Source organism: Brevibacillus sp. NSP2.1 (genome assembly GCF_000470975.2).
GTDB classification, from domain to species: domain Bacteria; phylum Bacillota; class Bacilli; order Brevibacillales; family Brevibacillaceae; genus Brevibacillus; species Brevibacillus agri.
Window position 1 is genome coordinate 2,802,755 of the sequence record NZ_CP048274.1, and the last position, 18,329, is coordinate 2,821,083.

7 protein-coding genes are annotated in these 18,329 nt (G+C 57.8%); all 7 read left to right on the forward strand.

What is annotated here, in order from left to right; all coding sequences use genetic code 11:
• Nucleotides 1-2: 2 nt before the first annotated feature.
• The 7 genes from M655_RS13775 (at nucleotide 3) to M655_RS13805 (ending at nucleotide 18,305) form a co-directional block, all read left to right on the forward strand.
• Complete coding sequence (locus M655_RS13775) at nucleotides 3-4,766, forward strand: type I polyketide synthase (protein WP_051353878.1); 4,764 nt, start codon at nucleotides 3-5, stop codon at nucleotides 4,764-4,766.
• Nucleotides 4,766-9,475, forward strand: a complete 4,710-nt coding sequence (locus M655_RS13780; protein ID WP_026557200.1) for a type I polyketide synthase — start codon at nucleotides 4,766-4,768, stop codon at nucleotides 9,473-9,475. Before M655_RS13775 ends, M655_RS13780 begins: the two co-directional genes overlap by 1 nt.
• Nucleotides 9,476-9,498: 23 nt before the next feature.
• Nucleotides 9,499-10,593, forward strand: coding sequence for a hypothetical protein (locus M655_RS13785; protein WP_286086022.1), 1,095 nt, complete (start codon nucleotides 9,499-9,501; stop codon nucleotides 10,591-10,593).
• Between the two features lie 54 nt (nucleotides 10,594-10,647).
• On the forward strand, nucleotides 10,648-11,733 hold the full coding sequence (locus M655_RS13790) for a Gfo/Idh/MocA family protein (protein WP_221842031.1): 1,086 nt from the start codon (nucleotides 10,648-10,650) through the stop codon (nucleotides 11,731-11,733).
• Nucleotides 11,730-12,671: an ROK family protein gene (locus M655_RS13795; RefSeq protein ID WP_026557197.1), complete on the forward strand. Its 942-nt coding sequence runs from the start codon at nucleotides 11,730-11,732 to the stop codon at nucleotides 12,669-12,671. The genes M655_RS13790 and M655_RS13795 overlap by 4 nt, the downstream gene beginning before the upstream one ends.
• Nucleotides 12,668-13,852, forward strand: coding sequence for a DegT/DnrJ/EryC1/StrS family aminotransferase (locus M655_RS13800; protein WP_026557196.1), 1,185 nt, complete (start codon nucleotides 12,668-12,670; stop codon nucleotides 13,850-13,852). The genes M655_RS13795 and M655_RS13800 overlap by 4 nt, the downstream gene beginning before the upstream one ends.
• Before the next feature lie 157 nt (nucleotides 13,853-14,009).
• Nucleotides 14,010-18,305: a non-ribosomal peptide synthetase gene (locus M655_RS13805; protein WP_026557195.1), complete on the forward strand. Its 4,296-nt coding sequence runs from the start codon at nucleotides 14,010-14,012 to the stop codon at nucleotides 18,303-18,305.
• Nucleotides 18,306-18,329: the final 24 nt, after the last annotated feature.

Sequence of the window (18,329 nt, forward strand, 5' to 3'; positions counted from 1 at the left end):
TTATGGCAAAAAAAGAAGAGATGTACGCCTATATATTGAAGCAGGTCGGCTCCGGGCAGTTGGACAAAAACGTTGCCGCCCGCCTCATTCATTTTTTGCGGCACGATCAGCAAAAGGAGGCGGAAAACGACATTGCCATCGTGGGGATCGCCGCCCGGCTAGGCCAGGCTGACACGGATGCCCGGCTGGAGCAGCTTCTGCATCTCGGCATCGACTCCATCCAGGATATCCCGGCAAACAGACAGGAAAACGCTGCCCTTTTCCTGCCCATGCTTCCCATCGAACGAGCCAAAGCGCAGTTTGACCGAGCCGGATATTTGCCCGAGATCGACCGGTTCGATCCGGGCTTTTTCCACATATCCCCGCGCGAAGCAAGTTTGATGGACCCGAATCAACGCCTGTTTTTGCAATTGGCCTGGGAAGCAATCGAAGAGGCTGGCTATGGAGGAGCGAAGCTTGCTGGCAGCAGAACAGGGGTGTTTATCGGCTACAGCACCGATTTTGGCGAAGTGTACAAAAAAGGCATCCAGCTTCTTGCGCCGGAAGCGATGGGCATTGCGATTCCCGGCAACATCCAGTCCATTATCGCCAGCCGCATTTCTTACCTGCTCGACTTGAAGGGGCCAGCCGTCGCGATGGATACGGCGTGCTCCTCTTCGCTCGTCGCGATTCATTTTGCCTGCCGCCAGCTCATCGAAGGCGCTTGCGACCTCGCTTTGGCCGGAGGAATCAAGTTGCATCTTTTCCCGCTGAAAAGCCATGCGCACGTCAAAATCGGCATTGAGTCCTCGGACGAAAGAACGAAGACGTTCGATGCCAGTTCCGACGGGACCGGAAAAGGCGAGGGGATGGGGGCCGTTTTGCTGAAGCCGTTGAAAAAAGCGCTGGAGGATCGCGACCATATTCATGCGGTGATTAAAGGCAGTGCGATCAACCAGGACGGCAACTCGATCGGCATTACCGCTCCGAACGCGAAAGCGCAGGAGGAAGTCATTTGCCAGGCGTGGGAGCAAGCCGGGATTGATCCCGAGACGATCAGCTATATCGAAGCGCACGGAACCGGAACAAAGCTGGGCGATCCGATTGAAATAGAGGGCATTACGCGAGCTTTTTCGCGCTATACGAGCAAAAAGCAATTTTGCGCCATCGGTTCGTTCAAAACCAACATCGGCCATCTCGATCATGCCGCAGGGATTGCGGGCTTGGTAAAAGTGATCCACGCCATGAAAAGCAAAAAACTGTTTCCTTCGCTGCATTTTCAAAAGCCGAATCCAGCGATTGATTTCAGCTCGTCCGCCGTTTACGTGAACGACCAGTTGCGCGACTGGAGCGCTTCTGGAGGGCTACGGACGGCGGGGATCAGCTCGTTCGGGTTGAGCGGCACGAATTGCCACATGGTCGTGCAGGAGGCTCCGCCCGCTTTTTGTGAGCGAAAACAAGCAGCTCCCCTTTATTTGCTTCCGCTGTCCGCAAAAGACGAGCAGGTGCTGTCGAGGCTAGTTGCCAAATACGCCGCCTATGTAGCTAGCCATCGGCAAGTTGATCTGGACGATTTGTGCTACACCGCAAGCACCGGGCGCGGCCACTACAGCCATCGGCTGGCGATTGTTTTTACCGATTACGACGATCTGCTCGGCAAGCTGGATGCGCTCCAAAAACGCGGGCTTGCCTCAGATGAGCGTGTGTATTACCAGGTTCACGGAAGCGAGGTGGGCGGCGACACGATAGCAGCCCGGGCTGGCGGCTGGCTGAAAGTGACGGAGGAAGAAAAGCACGCGCGGACGCTACAGGCAAAGCGGGAGCTGCAAAGCATGACCAGCGCCTTGCCGGACAGAGAGCTGCCCTCCTATCTCCGCTTGGGTGAGCTGTACGTCGCAGGCGCCGAAATCGACTGGGAACGGCTGTACGAGGGGCTGGCGTGCAACCGCATCAGCTTGCCTGTCTATCCTTTTCAAAAAGTGCGCTGCTGGCTCAACCAGGAGGACTTCGCGGCCTACAAACAGCAGCCGCTTCCCCGTGCACAGAAGCCGCCGCATCCGCTGCTTACGAGCTTGCCGGAAAGCGCATCCGACCACATAACGTATCGCGTCGGCCTGTCTGCCGCAGACGATTGGGTCGTAAACGAGCATCGCGTGGGCAGTGAATACGTATTGCCCGGCACGGCCTACATCGAACTGCTGCTCGAGGTGGGCAGGCAGCAAGGCGGGCTGACCGTCATCAAGGACCTCGCCTTTTTGCAGCCCTTTTCGTTGCGGGAAGGGGAGAGCCATGCGCTGCACATCACGCTGAAAAAAGCGGGCGACGAAAAACACTTCCGCATCGCGAGCATGGATCAGACAGACGGCTCGTGGCGCAAGCACGCAGAAGGCAAGCTGTGCCGTCCGACAGCGCAGCAAAAACGCGTAGACGTGTCGGCTCTCATGAAGCAACTCCCTGTGGCTGCCCGCGCAGCCGATTTGCAGGCAAGCGGCGCCTATATCACGACCGGAGCGCGCTGGAACAACCTGCAGGAATTGCGCAGCGAAGGCGCGGAATGTCTCGTTGCGATCGAGTTGGCCGAGCCGTATCGCGCAGAAGCTGCTGACTACCACTACCATCCGGCCATGCTGGACAACGCGGCGAACATCGCGATCAGAAGCATTGGCGAGCATCTGTATTTGCCCTTTTACTACCAGTCGATTCGCGTTCACGCGCCGATTCCTGCGGCGATTTACAGCTACGTGAGGCGGCGGGAGCAAACGGAAGGGAGCGAGACGGCGACCTTTGACATCGACATCGTCAATGCTGCTGGCGAGGTGCTGGTGGAAATCGAAGGCTACACGATCAAGCAGGTGCGCACCCAGTGGACGGCAGCAAGCTACTACGAAAAAGACTGGGTCGTGCAGGAAGCGCCGTCCCCCACTCAGGCAAAGGCAAAGGCTGACGAAGCCGTGGTCGTGTTCACCGGGGCAGGCGAGCTGGCCGAGCGGCTTCGCGAGCAGCTTGCCGCTGTCTACGGAGAAGTGATCGAGGTCGCCTTCGGAACAGAGACGGGGCAGGTCAAGAATCGCGTCGATTACCAGCGCTTGTGGCCGCAGTGGCAGGCGAAAAAGGTCCGCAAAATCGTGCATCTGATGAGCGTGACAGACAAAACGATTCAATCGGTAAAAGAGCTGGAGGAAGCCGAACAAAGAGGCTTTTACAGCCTGTATTATTTGCTCGACAGCCTGTTTGCCCATCCGCATAGCGACGAGCTGGACATCATCCTCGTCGGGGACTGCGCCAACCGGGTGACAGGCGACGAAGCCGCTCTGCGGCCAGAGCATGGCTGCTTGCTCGGCCTCGGCAAAGTAGCGCGGGAAGAGTTCCCGCATGTGCGCATCCGGTTCCTGGATGTCGACGCCTATACCGCCCCGTCTGTAATCGTCGCGGAATTTTCGGTAGCAGATGCGCCCTATCAGGTCGCCTACCGCCATAACAAGCGGTACGTGGAGCGACTGCAACAAGCGACGCTGGCCGCGACAGGTGACACCGCTGCCATCAAAGCGGACGGTGTCTACGTCATTACAGGCGGAACCGGGGGACTCGGCCTGGAAGTCGGCAAGCAGATCAGCCGCCTGCACCCGGCAAAGCTCCACCTCATCAGCCGTCAAGGCTTGCCCGGGCGGGAAAAGTGGCCGGAGATCGAGGCGGCCGGAGCCGATCAGCGACGAATCGAGCAGATTGCGGCGATCCGCGAGATGGAAAAACAAGGCGCGAGCGTACACGTTCACGCCGCAGACATCAGCGAAGAAAGCGAGCTTTCGCAAGTGCTGGAGCACATCCGCGCGAAGTCTGGCGCGATCCGCGGCGTCATTCATTGCGCAGGCGTGGCAGGAGAAGGACTGCTCGTGCGCAAGCCGGAAAGCCGCATCCGCGAAGTGCTGAACGCCAAAGTGAAAGGCACGTGGCTGCTCGACCAGCTTACCGAAACTGACAGCCTCGACTTTTTTGTGCTGTTTTCCAGCATGAACACGGTGACGGGCGGGGCGGGCCAGAGCGATTACGTAGCGGCAAACAGCTACCTGGACCTGTACGCCGCGCACATGCGCCAGATGGGCAAAAAGGCGCTGACGATCAACTGGCCGCTGTGGCGTGACGTCGGGATGGGACAAGCGTACGAAGTGGACAATCGCCACAGCCCATTCGAGAGCCTCGCTCCCGGACAAGGGGCGGCGATCTTCGCAGAGCTTTTGCACGCGGATCAATCTCAGGTCATCGTCGGCCAGCTCAAGCGGCGGCTCGCGAAGGAAGCGATCAGCCGCAGCCTGATGCGCGATTACGTCTTGAGTGATTCGCTAACCAGTTTTTTTCAAGGTCAACTGCAAGCGCCGCGAGAGGAAAAAGCGGCTGCCGAAACTAAGAAGGCGCACTTGCGCATTTTGGATCAAGACGAAGCCAGCATGTCAGCGACCGAAAGAGCAGTGGCGAAAATTTGGGCGCAGGTGCTCGGCGTCCAGGAAATCAGCGTCTCCGCCAAATTCAACAGCATGGGCGGCAATTCCGTCCTGGCTGTCTATTTATTCCGGCTGCTGGAAGAAGCATACGGCCCGATCATCAACATTTCCGACGTGTTCACCTATTCCACGATCGCGGAGATGGCTGCCTACATAGACAGCAAGCAGCAGCCTGCAAAAGAGGCCGTCAGCGCAGCGTCGACGCTGGATTTGCTTGAGCGGCTGGCCAGCCGGGAAATTTCCGTGCACGAAGCGCTTGGCGCCTACAAAACCAAAGGAGGAGGTGCGTGATGTCGGCAGTAGAACAGCTCATTTTTGAACTGGTCGCGTCGCAAAAAATGCATCCGACCGATGCTGCCGCGCTGCTTGCCCAGTGTCAAAAGCTGACAGAGCCGATCGCGGACAAAGAAATCGCGATTATCGGCATGGCCGGAAAATTTCCCAAAGGAGAAAACCTCGCCCGCTTTTGGGAGCAACTGCAGCATCAGCAAAGCTGCATCGACGAGTTTCCCGATTGGCGCATTCGGGATTGCCTCGATGAGCGGTTATGGGGCCAGGCTGATAAACAGCAATGGTTTTTTAAAGGCGGGTATTTGCAGCGGATTGATCAGTTCGACCCCGGCTTTTTCCACATCTCGCCCGTCGAAGCGAAATTCATGGACCCGATGCAGCGGTTGATGCTGGAAACGTCCTGCCAAGCCATCGAAGACGCCGGATATTGCTACAAAGAGCTGAACGGAACGAACACCGGCGTCTATATCGGCACGGACCATACGTGGGGCCAATGGTACCGGGACAATGCGGCGGAAAAAGACCCGCTGCTCTTGTCCGGCACGTGGTCAGCCATCTTGTCGAGCCGGATTTCGTACTGGCTGAATACAAAAGGCCCGAGCCTGGTCATCGACACTTCGTGCTCATCGGGGCTGGTTGCGGTCCATGAAGCGTGCCGGGCGATTTCCTCCGGCGTTTGCGACATGGCAATCGCCGGAGGGATTCACGTCAATTACAGCCCGATCAAAAATCCGCTGCTCGGGCTGGTCGAGTCGGAAGACTATCTCATTCGCACCTTCGACAAACGGGCGAACGGAACGGTTTGGGGGGAAGGCGTCGGCGTCGTCCTGCTCAAACCGCTGCAGCAGGCGTTGCGGGATCGCGACCATATTTACGGCGTGATTAAAGGAAGCGCGGTCAACAACGACGGAACATCGGACGGGATCACTGCGCCGAATGCACGTGCGCAGGAGGAAGTCATTTGCCAAGCGTGGCAAGAAGCAGGCGTCGCCGCCGAAGCGATTTCGTACATCGAAGCGCATGGCACGGGGACCAAACTGGGAGATTCGATCGAAATTGACGGGCTGGTCAAAGCTTTTTCCCGCCATACGAACAAAAAACAGTTTTGCGCGATCGGAACGGTCAAGACGAATATCGGGCATACGGTCGGAGCATCGGGGCTGGCGTCTTTGCTCAAAGTGATGCTTTCGCTGCGCCATGGCCAGCTTCCAGCGAGCCTTAACTTTTTGGAGGCGAATCCGTTCATTGATTTCTTTGCTTCCCCGGTGTACGTCAATGATCGGCTCCGGGAGTGGACAACGGCGGGTGGCCCGCGAATCGCCGGCATCAGCTCGTTTGGTTTTAGCGGCACCAATTGCCACATGGTGGTAGCAGAGGCCCCCGCCAGACAGCAAAAGCCGGAGAGTGTCGCACCATCGCTCTATTTGCTGCCGCTGTCTGCCAAAGACGAGCAGGTGCTGTCCAAGCTGGTCGCGGAATACGCCCTTTATTTATCGCAAAACCGTCAGCTCGATCTGGAAGATTTGTGCTATACGGCGAGCACGGGACGCGGCCATTACAGCCATCGGCTCGCGATTGTGTTTACCGATTACGACGATCTGCTCGGCAAGCTGGAACACCTGAAGCGACACGGCCTTGCTTCCGGCGAGCGCGTATGGTACCAGGCGCACGAAATCGTCGCCAGCAGAGCAGCGACAGAGCAGCAGTACAGCCAGAAGAAAAAATGGACAGAGCGTGAGAAGCAGGAGCTGTCCCGGCAAGGAGAGGACTTGCTGGCGGCAAAGGCTGGGCGAGGACAAGAGACTGCTTTTTACCTTGCATTGGGCGAGCTGTACGCCTTGGGAGCGACTGTCGACTGGAAACGGCTGTACGACCCGACGAGGTGCAACCGCCTGAGCCTGCCCGTCTATCCGTTCCAGCTAACGCGTTGCTGGGTGGAGAGCAGCGGTCGAGGCAATCGGCAAGCCGTGCCGCAAACGCCGGGGCACCCTCTGCTGCGCGGGGCGATTTGCGACAGTCTTGAGCAGACGGTGTACACGACCACTTTTTCTGCGGCGGCCGATTGGGTCGTAAACGAGCACCAGGTGGGCAACGAGTGCGTTTTGCCTGGCACGGCCTACATCGAAATGCTGCTCGAGGTAGGCAGGCAGCAAGGCGGACTTACTGGCATCAAGGACCTCGCCTTTTTGCAGCCTTTTTCGCTGCTGGAAGGCGAGAGCCACGAACTGCAAATCACGGTGAAAAAAGCGGGCGACGAGAAGCACTTCCACATCGCGAGCAAAGATCAGATAGATGGCTCGTGGCGCAAGCACGCAGAAGGAACGCTGTGCCGCCCGACGCAAGAGCAAAAACGGCTAGACTTGTCCGCTCTCCAAAGGACGCTCCCCGAGGGACGCGACACGGCGGACTTGCAGGCGGCCGGAGGCTACATCACGACCGGAGCGCACTGGAACAACATCAAGGAGCTGCGGGTTGGCGAGCGCGAATGCCTGGTCGCGATCGAACTGGCCGAGCCGTATCGCGCAGAAGCCGCTGACTACCACTACCATCCGGCCATGCTGGACAACGCGGCGAACATCGCGATCAGAAGCATTGACGAGCATCTGTATTTGCCTTTTTACTATCGGGAAATTCGCGTCCACGCGCCGATTCCTGCAGCCATTTACAGCTATGTGAGACAGCAAGAACAAACGGAAGGGAACCAAACCGCCACTTTTGACATCGACATTGTCAATGCCGCTGGCGAGGTGCTGGTGGAAATCGAAGGCTACACGATCAAGCAGGTGCGCACGCAGTGGACGGCGGCGAGCTACTACGAAAAAGACTGGATCGTGCGGGAGAGAGAGGCGGCAGCCTCCCCGCAGGAAAAAGCCGATGAAGCGGTGGTCGTATTCACCGGAAAAGGCGAGCTGGCCGAACGGCTTCGCAAGCAGTTTGCCGCTGTCTACGGAGAAGTGATCGAGGTCGCCTTCGGAACAGAGGCGGGACAGGTCAAGGAGCGCGCCGATTACCAGCGCTTGTGGCCGCAGTGGCAGGCGAAAAAGGTCCGCAAAATCGTGCATCTGATGAGCGTGACAGACACAGGCGTCCACGAGGCAACAGGACTCGCTGAAGCCGAACAAAGAGGCTTTTACAGTCTGTATTACTTGCTCGACAGCCTGTTTGCCCATCCGCCTAGCGACGAGCTGGACATCATCCTCGTCGGGGACTGCGCCAACCGGGTGACAGGCACTGAAACCACCCTGCGGCCGGAGCATGGCTGCTTGCTCGGCCTCGGCAAAGTGGCGCGGGAAGAGTTCCCGCATGTGCGCATCCGGTTCGTCGACATCGACGCCTATACCGACCCGTCTGTAATCGTCGCGGAATTTTCGGTCGCCGATGCGCCGTATCAGGTCGCCTACCGCCATAACAAACGGTACGTGGAACGCCTGCAACAAACGACGCTGGCGGCGACAGGTGACACCGCTGCGATCAAAGCGGACGGCGTCTACGTCATCACGGGCGGAACCGGGGGACTCGGCCTGGAAGTCGGCAAGCAGATCAGCCGCCTGCATCCGGCAAAACTCCACCTCATCAGCCGCCAAGGCTTGCCCGGACGCGAAAAGTGGCCGGAGATCGAAGCGGCCGGAGCCGATCAGCAGCGAATCTCGCAGATCGCGGCGATTCGCGAGATGGAAAAACAAGGCGCGAGCGTACACGTTCACGCCGCAGACATCAGCGAAGAAAGCGAGCTTTCGCAAGTGCTGGAGCACATCCGCGCGCAGTCTGGCGCGATTCGCGGCGTCATTCATTGCGCAGGCGTGGCGGGAGAAGGACTGCTCGTGCGCAAGCCGGAAAGCCGCATCCGCGAAGTGCTGAACGCCAAAGTGAAAGGCACGTGGCTACTCGACCAGCTTACCGAAGCCGACGACCTCGATTTCTTTGTGCTGTTTTCCAGCATGCACACCGTCACAGGCGGCATCGGGCAGAGCGATTACGTGGCTGCTAACAGCTACCTGGACCTGTACGCCGCGCACATGCGCCAGATGGGCAAAAAGGCGTTGACGATCAACTGGCCGCTGTGGCGTGACGTCGGGATGGGGCAAGCGCACGAAGCCGACAATCGCCACAGCCCATTCGAGAGCCTCGCGCCCAGACAAGGAGCGGCGATCTTCACAGAACTTTTGCACGCGGATCAACCTCAGGTCATCGTCGGCCAGCTCAAGCGCCGCCTCCCGAAAGAAGCGATTGGACACAGTCTGGTGCGCGATTACGCGCTGGGAGAGGGCATCGAGCAGGCTGTCGCGCAGGCGATTGGCGGCGGGAGCCATCCGGCAGAGGTGTCAGGCAAGGAAACGGCCGCGATTATCAAGGAAGCAGAGCATCAGGAGATCACGGCGTGGGACGAGGAAATCGCGCACATCCTGGCAAGTGTGCTGGGGCTGGATGAGATCAGCATTTTTGCCAACTTCGAAGACTTGGGCGGCAATTCGCTGCTCGCGGTCAGACTGCAAAAGGAGCTGGACGCAGCCTATCCCGGCGTGTTTATGATCTCCGATATTTTCTCCTATCCGACGGTTCACGATATGGCGGCTTATTTGGAGCGAAAACGCGCCACTCCGGCAAAGCGGAGCATGACGATCGAACAAATCATGAGCGATTTGGAGCAAGGAAAAATCACGGCGGACGAAGCCGATCTGCTCATCAGACAGATCAGCGAGCCAGTCTAGCATGAGCGTGGAGGTGAGGAGTGTTGGATGCGTTTTCACTCCCCGCAGAGCCTTTTAACGGCACGTGGGTGAATTGTGTCAGCAACAATTTGATCTCGATCCTGATGAATCGCGACAAAAGCTTCGCGTATGCTCCGTGCATGGCGCAAGCCCAGTTTCACCTGCACGTTGTCGAAGACGATAGCGGGCAAGAGGCGGCAGCAGCGCATGAGGAAGGCGTGCTGCTGCTGGACGTTGCCCGAGGGCTGGATTTTTCTTCTGTGCTTGATTTCCAGACCCGCTCTTTGCAAGCAAACGACAGCGTGCATGTGGCCATCAAGGAGCTTTTGCGCAGCGGATACTACGTCTTTGTCGATCTGGACCGCTTTCATTATCCTTCTGGCGTGGACGCGGAGAAGCAGCACCAAATTCACCCTGCTTTTCTGTACGGCTACGATGAACATTCGAGGTCCTATTTGTTGATAGAGGATTGCCTCCAGCCGAGCAAAATGGAGCCATACGCGCTGCCTTACGATTGTTTCGAGCGGGCGTTGGCAGCCGCGCAGACTTCTTCTCTGCTCGTCACGCGGATCAAGGCACAGGAAGAAGCAGCGTTTTTTTCCAGGTGCACAAAAGAGCTGATTTGCGCGAATCTCCAGACGCTTCTGCGCGAAGAGCGCAAGCCGTTCAAGACCGATCATGCGGGAAATACGCTACTTTCCACGACGTACGGACTGTCTGCGATCAAGCAATTCGCCGAGAGCCTGGAGCCTCGATTGCTCGGAATGTCCCCTGCGCAGTTTCAGCGCAAGGCCGTGGCGATCAAAAATCCGTATTTTTTTCGCAAGTCTACCGTCCATTTGCCGCTGATCTTGCAGAAGCAAAGCTGGGTGAACGAGCGGGAATGCGAGCAGTTGCAGGGCGAGTATAAAACGCTGTGCCAGCAGTGGGAGCTATTCGGGAACGCGCTCATCAAATTTTATTACAAGAGCTATTACAGCAAGGGCAGAGGCTCTACTCCGGCGCACCAGCGCGAAGTCGAGTCGCTGCAAGAACTGCTTGTCGGCCTGTACGAAAAAGAAAAGCAGGCGGCGTCTTTCACGCTTGAGCTTTTGACATGCCCGGTCGCAGGAACATAACCTTTTCTTTCGACCGAAATGAATCGCAACCAACAGACGAAGAGGATGAATGCTTTGGCTAAACAACGTCAAATGTCCATAGGGATTGTCGGAGCCGGGTGGATCGCCGAACACGCGCATCTCCCGTGCTTTTTGTCGCTGGATAACGTGTCCGTGCGCGCGATATACGATACAGACGAGGCACGGGCGGCGCGCCTGGCCAAACAGGCGGGAGCGACGGCGTGCTCCCGTCTGAGCGAGATCGGACAGGTCCCGCTGGATGCTGTCATTTTATGTACGCCCAATCACACCCACTACGAAATAGCCAGGCACTTTTTGGAAAAAGGAATCCACGTGCTGTGCGAAAAGCCGATGACGACCACAGCAAAGGAAGCCGCGTCTTTGCGCCGCCTGGCGGAAGAAACCGGGACCGTTTTGATGATGGGCTTTGTCAACCGGTACCGGGACGATATCCGGGAGCTTCGCTTCAGAATCGCAGCCGGGCAGATTGGCGAAGTGCAAATGTGCGAAGTCACCTGGCGCCGCAAAAGAGGGATTCCCCGACCGGGAAGCTGGTTTACGCAAAAGCAGCTTTCGGGAGGCGGCGTCCTCATTGACTTGGGCAGCCATATGCTCGACCAGTTGCTTTTCCTGACAGGAGCGTCGGAGCCGGTCGCTTGCCTGGGCAGCTTCCATTCCCGTCCGTTTTTCGCCCGGGAGGGATACAGCAATTGGCTGGGCGGCTTTGAATCGGAACAGGTAGAAGTGGAGGACACGGCAGTAGGGATGATTCAGTTTGCAGGCGGCATGCTCGGCAAGGTGCATGTAAGCTGGCAGGACGACGTAGCCGGAGATTTTGTGCAGATTCATCTGAAAGGCGAGCGGGGCAGCTTGACGCTGAATACGCTGTTCGGCTTTAGCGATCAAGGGTTGTACAAGCAGCCCCATTTGCTTTTGACTTACGCGGGTCAAGAGGCCCAGTATTTTCCTTTGCCGCCGAAGCCAGATCCGCTCGTTGCGTTCAAGCGCCAGGCGGACCAGTTCGTCGCGTGTATCCGCGAGAAAAGCCAGCCCGTTCCGTCGGCGCAGGATGGCGAACAAGTAGTTCGACTGATCGAGCTGCTTTATCAATCAGCGCGCAAAGGACTGATGGTCACATGAGCGAGGGACTCGTCGCTGTCGATCTTGGCGGTTCTACCGCTAGAATGGCGCTCTTTGCTCTCGATGGCGCCACGATGCTGGAAACGGCCCGGCTCGAATTGGGGCAGGAAACGGGACCGCTGCAAGCGATTTCGCAAGTCGCCAGCGTCATCGCAGGCTGGGAACAAGGGGCGCAGACGAAAATCCGCGGCGTTGTGACCGGGCTTGCTGCCGTGCACGATGCCGCAGGAACGATTGTCACCTGGCCCAATCGTCCAGCATGGAATGGCTTCGCCTTCCGCGATACTTTTGCCGCGATGGTCGGCAAGCCTGTCGTGCTGTTTGACGATGCCAATCTCGCAGCGCTGGGAGAGTATGCGTTCGGGCTTGATTACCCGGTGCCGCATCTCTTGTACACAGTAGTCGGCACAGGCATTGGCAGCGCCTTCGTCTGGCAGGGCCATGTGTACGCAGGAGCGAGGGGAGCGAGCGGAGAGCTCGGCCATATGATGGTTGACCCGCGGGGAGAAAAATGTCCGTGCGGCGGCTTCGGCTGCTTGCAAATGTACGCGTCTGGCCGGGCGATGGAACGAATCGCGCAAGCCAGCGGGCTGCCCGCTGCAAGGGCGAGTGACGTGTTTCGTTTGGCCTCTGCCGGAAACGCAACAGCACAGGCGATTGTGGACGATGCCATACGGATGCTGGCGATCGGAATTGCCAATGCGGTCCGTCTGTTCGACCCCGACATGGTGGTCGTGGGCGGCGGGATGGCAAGCCGATTTCCGGAACGCTATCGCTTGCTGGAAACGCTCGTTCAGGAGTTTCTAGGGACTTTGCCGCAGCGAAATGTCAGCGTCACGCTTTCCAATCTGGGAGACGATGCGGCGCTTTGGGGCGGGATCGCTTACGGTTTGCAATGGTTTGCCAAAAACAAAGAAACGGAAGGTGTTCGCAAATGAGTAACCTGACAGGAAGATTCCCAAGCTGGCCGATGGCAGATGAGAACCAGGAAAAAGAACTGCTGGAGGCGCTGCGCAGCAATCAATGGTGGCGCATGTCCGGCACGAAAGTCAAAGCGTTTGAACGAGTGTTTGCAAAGATGCACCACGCCAAGCATGCGCTGGCCGTGACGAACGGAACGCACGCAATCGAGCTGGCTTTGCTGAGCCTGGGCGTGAAGCCGGGCGACGAAGTGATCGTTCCGGCTTTTACCTTTATTTCGACAGCGCTGCCCGTCATTAGCCTGGGGGCGATCCCTGTCCCTGTCGACGTCGATCCCGGCACGTTTTGCCTCGATCCGCTCAAAGTGCGGGAAGCGGTGACGGCGCGCACGGTCGGCATGATCCCCGTACATATGGCGGGACACCTGTGCGATATGGATCGGCTCCAGCAAATTGCCGACGAGTTCCACCTGTTTATCATCGAAGACGCGTGCCACGCGCACGGCGGAGAATGGAAAGGAAAACGCGCAGGGAGCATGGGAGACGCCGGGGTGTTCAGCTTCCAGCAGTTTAAATTGATGACAGCAGGAGAAGGCGGCGCGCTCGTCACCAATTCCCAGGACTTGTACGACCAGGCTTTTCTGTACCACAACGTAGGGCGGCCTGTCGGCGACAAAAAATATCAGCACCTGGTCGAAGGCTCCAATTACCGGATTTCGGAATTTCAGGCCGCTGTCCTGCTGCCGCAAACGTCCCGCCTCGCTGAGCTGAACGAGCGCCGCGAGCGCAATGCGCAAATTCTCGATGCCGAAATGCAGACGATTGCAGGGATCGTTCCGCAAACCCGCGAAGCGGCGTGCACGCTCCATACGCACTACATGTACATGTTTTACTACAACCCGGTCCCGTTTGGCGGAATCACGCGCGAGCGGTTCGTGGAAATGCTGAACGAACTAGGCATTCCCGCCTATATTGCCTACACGCAGATTCACGATACGCCGATCTTCAAGCAGTTCGTCGCCAGCCTGGGAGAAGGCTACGCTTTCCCGAACGAGCTACATTGCCCCGTCTCCCGAAAAATTGCCGAAGAGGTCATCTGGATTCACCATCGGGCGCTGCTCGGCGACGCCGAATCGGCAAAAGGGATCGCCCGCACCGTCAGGGAGCTGCAAGCAAGCGCAGAAGCGAAGCTGGTATAGCCAGCGTTGACACATTTTCTCCATAGCTGATGTGGAGAAGGACGGGTACCTGGGCGCATTCGCCGGGACCCGTTCCTTTTTATATAAGGGCAACTAAGGCTGCGCCACAGGCTTGGCGCAGCCAAGTTTTCTAATCCAGAAGGGGGAAAAGCAGACGATGAATGGAACCACCCAGACGAAGCCTGACGATGTCGAAGAAAGACTGAAAGCGATTTGGACAGATGTGCTGCAGCGAAGCGACGTGGGCATTCATGACAATTTTTTCGCGATTGGCGGCCACTCGCTAAAAGCGCTGGAGCTGGAAGTCAGAATCGGCGTGGAGTTCGATCTCGAAATCTCGCTGGAAAACATTTTCCAGAACCTCACGATCAGCGAGCTGGCAGAGTATATCCGCCGTTCGCAGGACGACGCGCGCTCTTTTATCAAGCCTGCGCCGGACAGACCTTACTACCCTGTTTCCTGGACGCAAAAAAAGATGTTCTTTGCCTATTTCGACGGGCTAGACAATGCTGTGATCGACCTTCGCAGAGTGCCGCAGGAGATCGAGCCTTACGAACTGGAGAGAGCTTTTTCGTACATAATCAAAAGGCACAAACTGCTGCGTACCACCGTTGGCATCAAAGACGATGCGGTCGTCCAGTTCGTTCACGACGAGGCGGTTGCGGATTCTTTTCGCCTGCATGACTGGGAGGCCCCCGAGGAACAAGCGTTGCAGGAGGAGTTCATTCGCCAATGCGTGGTCGAAATCAGTCAGCCGTACACGCTCGACCAGCTCCCGCTCTTTCGCGTTGGCCTCGTCCGCTTGCCGCAAGAAGGCAGCCTGTTGATCCTGCATTTTCACCATATTATTTTCGACGCCACTTCCCTGCAACTGGTGTATCACGAGCTGGCGTGCATCAGCCAGGGGCGTCTATTGCCCCAGCTCCACTTGCAATACGTCGATTATTGCGTATGGCAAAACGAACTCGAAAAGTCGGAAGCGCATCGGGAAAAGAAAGCTTTTTGGCTGGATCTGTTTGGCGACGAGCTGCCCGTTCTGAATCTGCCGCTTGATCGCCCCCGTAGCCATGGCCTGATTTCCACTTACGGACACAAAAACTTCTTTTTGAGTGAACAGACGGCAAAGGCCATTCAGACCGCCGCCAAACAGTATCAAGTCACGCCCGGCATTTTCCTGACGGCCATCTACGGCCTGCTGCTTGCCAACTATTGCGGGCAAACCGACATCACCATCGGGATGTTATCTTCCCGCCGCTACAGCGGACTCGAAAACAGTATCGGCGTGTTCATCCGCACCGTCCCGATCCGCTTTCAGGCTGCCGCAGAGCAGGCGTTTCCCGACTATTTGCAACAGGTCAAGCACAGCCTCATCCGTTCGCTGGAGCATCAGGAGTACGACATCGACGAGCTGGAGGAGACGATCTGCCGCCAACATGGCGTATCTAGGACAGAACATCCACTATACCGCGTCTCGCTGAACATTCACACCGAGATGGAGTCGGTTACGGAATCAATCATCGGAGGGGAACAGGATACGCTGCAGAGCGGCAATGCGCAAGATATTGCCTGCGGCGTCTATTTTCTCGACTCGGGAGCGATCTGCCTGAACATGGAGTACAACATGGAGCTGTTCGAGCCAGCCACGATTCAGCGAATGGGCGAACACTTCAGCGTTCTGCTGGAAGCGGTTCTCGTGCAGCCAGAGCGCAAGCTGGGAGCGTACAGCTTGCTGACAGAGGCCGAGCGGCAGCAGATTTTGCACTTTTTTAACAAGGAAACGGCTGATTTGCCCGCGGAACAAACGTTGCAGGCGATCTTCGAACAACGCGCCGAACAGTATGCGGACAAGCTCGCGGTCAGTTGCGCCGAGCACGCGCTTACATACCGGGAGTTGAACCAAAGGGCCAACCAACTGGCGCGAGCGCTCGTGGACAGAGGCGTCGGCCCCGGCGTAACGGCAGGCGTCATGTTGGAGCGGTCTGTCGACATGATGGTCGCGCTTTTGGCGGTCTGGAAGGCGGGCGGCGCGTATGTGCCGATCAGTCCGGACGATCCGCCAGAGCGGGTGACGTTTTTGCTTGCGGACAGCGAGGCCAAAGTCGTCCTCGTTGACCGGGACGCGCGAGACAGCAGCCCGCAGGCGAAGTCGCTGTACTTGAACGTAAAGGAGCCAGCCATCTATTCCCGGGATGACGCCAATCTGGCGCCGAGAAGCGGCCCCGCCGATCTGGCCTACATCATGTACACCTCCGGCTCGACCGGCCAGCCAAAAGGCGTCATGATCGAGCATCGTTCCGTCCTCAACCGGATCGCCTGGATGCACAAGCAGTTTCCGATCACAGCCGACGATTGCACGTTGCAAAAAACGCCGTTTACGTTTGATGTTTCCGTCTGGGAGCTGTTCGGATGGTATTTTCACGGCGCGCGCGTCTGCTTCCTTGCTCCCGGCATGGAGAGAGATCCCGAAGCCATTCTCGCCACGATCGCTCGCGAGCGCATCACGCTTTTGCATTTTGTCCCCTCCATGTTGAGCAGCTTTCTTTCCTATGTAGAGCCGCGCATGGAGCAGGAAGCAGCGCGGCTGGTCAGTCTGCGCTTTCTGTTTGCGAGCGGCGAAGCGCTGCTGCCGAGCACCGTCAACAGCTTCAACCGGATGATCCACGCGCGAAACGGGGCACGCCTCATCAACTTGTACGGCCCGACCGAAACCACTGTCGAAGTTTCGTGGTTCGACTGCTCGGAAGACTACGGGGAAAAGCCTGCGCGGACGACGATTCCGATCGGCAAGCCGATCGACAATATTCGCCTGTACGTAGTGGATCAGACAGACTCGCTCCAGCCGATTGGCGTCGCAGGCGAGCTGTTGATTTCCGGGATCGGGGTAGGAAGAGGGTATGTGAACCAGCCCGCGATCACGGCGCAAAAATTTGTCGACGATCCTTGGAGCCCCGGCAGCAAAATGTACCGGAGCGGCGATTTCGTCCGCTGGATGCCGGACGGCAACATCGAGTATCTCGGTCGCATGGACGAACAGGTCAAAATCAGGGGCGTGCGCATTGAATTGGGCGAAATAGAAAACGCGCTGCTCGAACTTCCAGAGGTTGAGGCCGCTGCAGCCGCGATCAAAACGAGCGAGGCAGACGAGAAGTTGCTCTGCCTGTACTACGTGCCCAGAGACAAGGTCGAGCCGGATGAGCTGAAACGCTATCTTGGCAAAAGACTGCCGCGCTTCCTCGTCCCGGATGCGATTATGGCGGTCAAGGAGATTCCGTTGACGGCCAGCGGAAAAGCAAACCGAAAACTGCTGCCCACTCCTGCTGTCGCAGTCGACATCAGCGCGGATGAACTGCCTGTCAGCGAGCTGGAAAAGAAGCTCGCGGCGATTTGCCAAAAAGTGCTGCATATCGAGCAGCTTGGCGTCCGTACCAACCTGTTTTCCGTCGGGGCCAACTCGCTGAAAATCATTTTGATTGCCGCGCAAATTCGCCGGGAGATGAACATGGACATTCCCGTCAGCGACGTTTACACCAAGCCGACGATCGCGGAAATCGCTGCTTACCTGCAAGCAGAGGCGCTGCCGGCATCGGCTGGCGACGATCACGACCTCGTTCTCATCAACAAAGGGTCTGCCGAGTCCCCACCCTTGTTTTTGATTCACGATATTAGCGGCAGCATCGACGCCTACTTTGAACTGGTCCACCACCTCGGCGACCGCTTCACCTGCTACGGCATTCCGGCAGAAAGGAGCGACGGCGAGCGAAGCCGGGGGATCACCATCGAAGCGCTGGCAACGAGCTATCTGGAAAAAATCAAAAAGGTCCAGGGCGAAGGTCCGTACAATCTGGCGGGCTGGAGTCTCGGGGGACTGCTCGCTTTTGAGATCACGAGACAGTTGGAAGCCGACGGGGATGAGGTAGAGATGCTCGTCCTGATCGATTCTTCTCCGCCGCTTTTGCACCAGCACCTTCAGCACCCTGACCCGGCGGTTGTCGCCTCCTTCCGCCAGCAGATGGCGCAGATGGTCACGGCGGCAGAGTGGATCGCCCGGTTGGAGCAGGAAACGACGTTGTACGGCTTGTACAAACAGGTGGCGCAGTACATGGAGCACCACCACCTGACGTATGAAGCGCTGGAAGCCGTGCTGCCGAAAGAGATGATGCAGGCGATTCCGGCCTATGCCTACGGCGAGCGCACCGATTTTTACCGCTACGTGCATTTGTTTCTTGATTTGCAACATGCGTATGTTCATTACCAGCCGCCGCGAAAAGTTTTTGCCCAGGCGCACCTGGTCAGAGCGCAGAAATCTGCCATCGCAGAAGACAAGTGGAACGGCTTTTTCTACCGTCCTGTCAGCCGTCATGAAGTGGCGGGAGATCACTACTCGATCTTCAAAGAGCCTGCTGTGCGGGAAATGGCCTCCCTCTTTGCAGTGATTGCCCCCGAGCGCGGGTGATGGGAGCCTCTTATTTGAGAGAAA

Bases quoted from the DNA above. Each gene is read 5' to 3' on its own strand.
- M655_RS13775 (WP_051353878.1), top strand. From the start codon at position 3: ATGGCAAAAAAAGAAGAGATGTACGCCTATATATTGAAGCAGGTCGGC.
- M655_RS13780 (WP_026557200.1), top strand. From the start codon at position 4,766: ATGTCGGCAGTAGAACAGCTCATTTTTGAACTGGTCGCGTCGCAAAAA.
- M655_RS13795 (WP_026557197.1), top strand. From the start codon at position 11,730: ATGAGCGAGGGACTCGTCGCTGTCGATCTTGGCGGTTCTACCGCTAGA.
- M655_RS13800 (WP_026557196.1), top strand. From the start codon at position 12,668: ATGAGTAACCTGACAGGAAGATTCCCAAGCTGGCCGATGGCAGATGAG.
- M655_RS13805 (WP_026557195.1), top strand. From the start codon at position 14,010: ATGAATGGAACCACCCAGACGAAGCCTGACGATGTCGAAGAAAGACTG.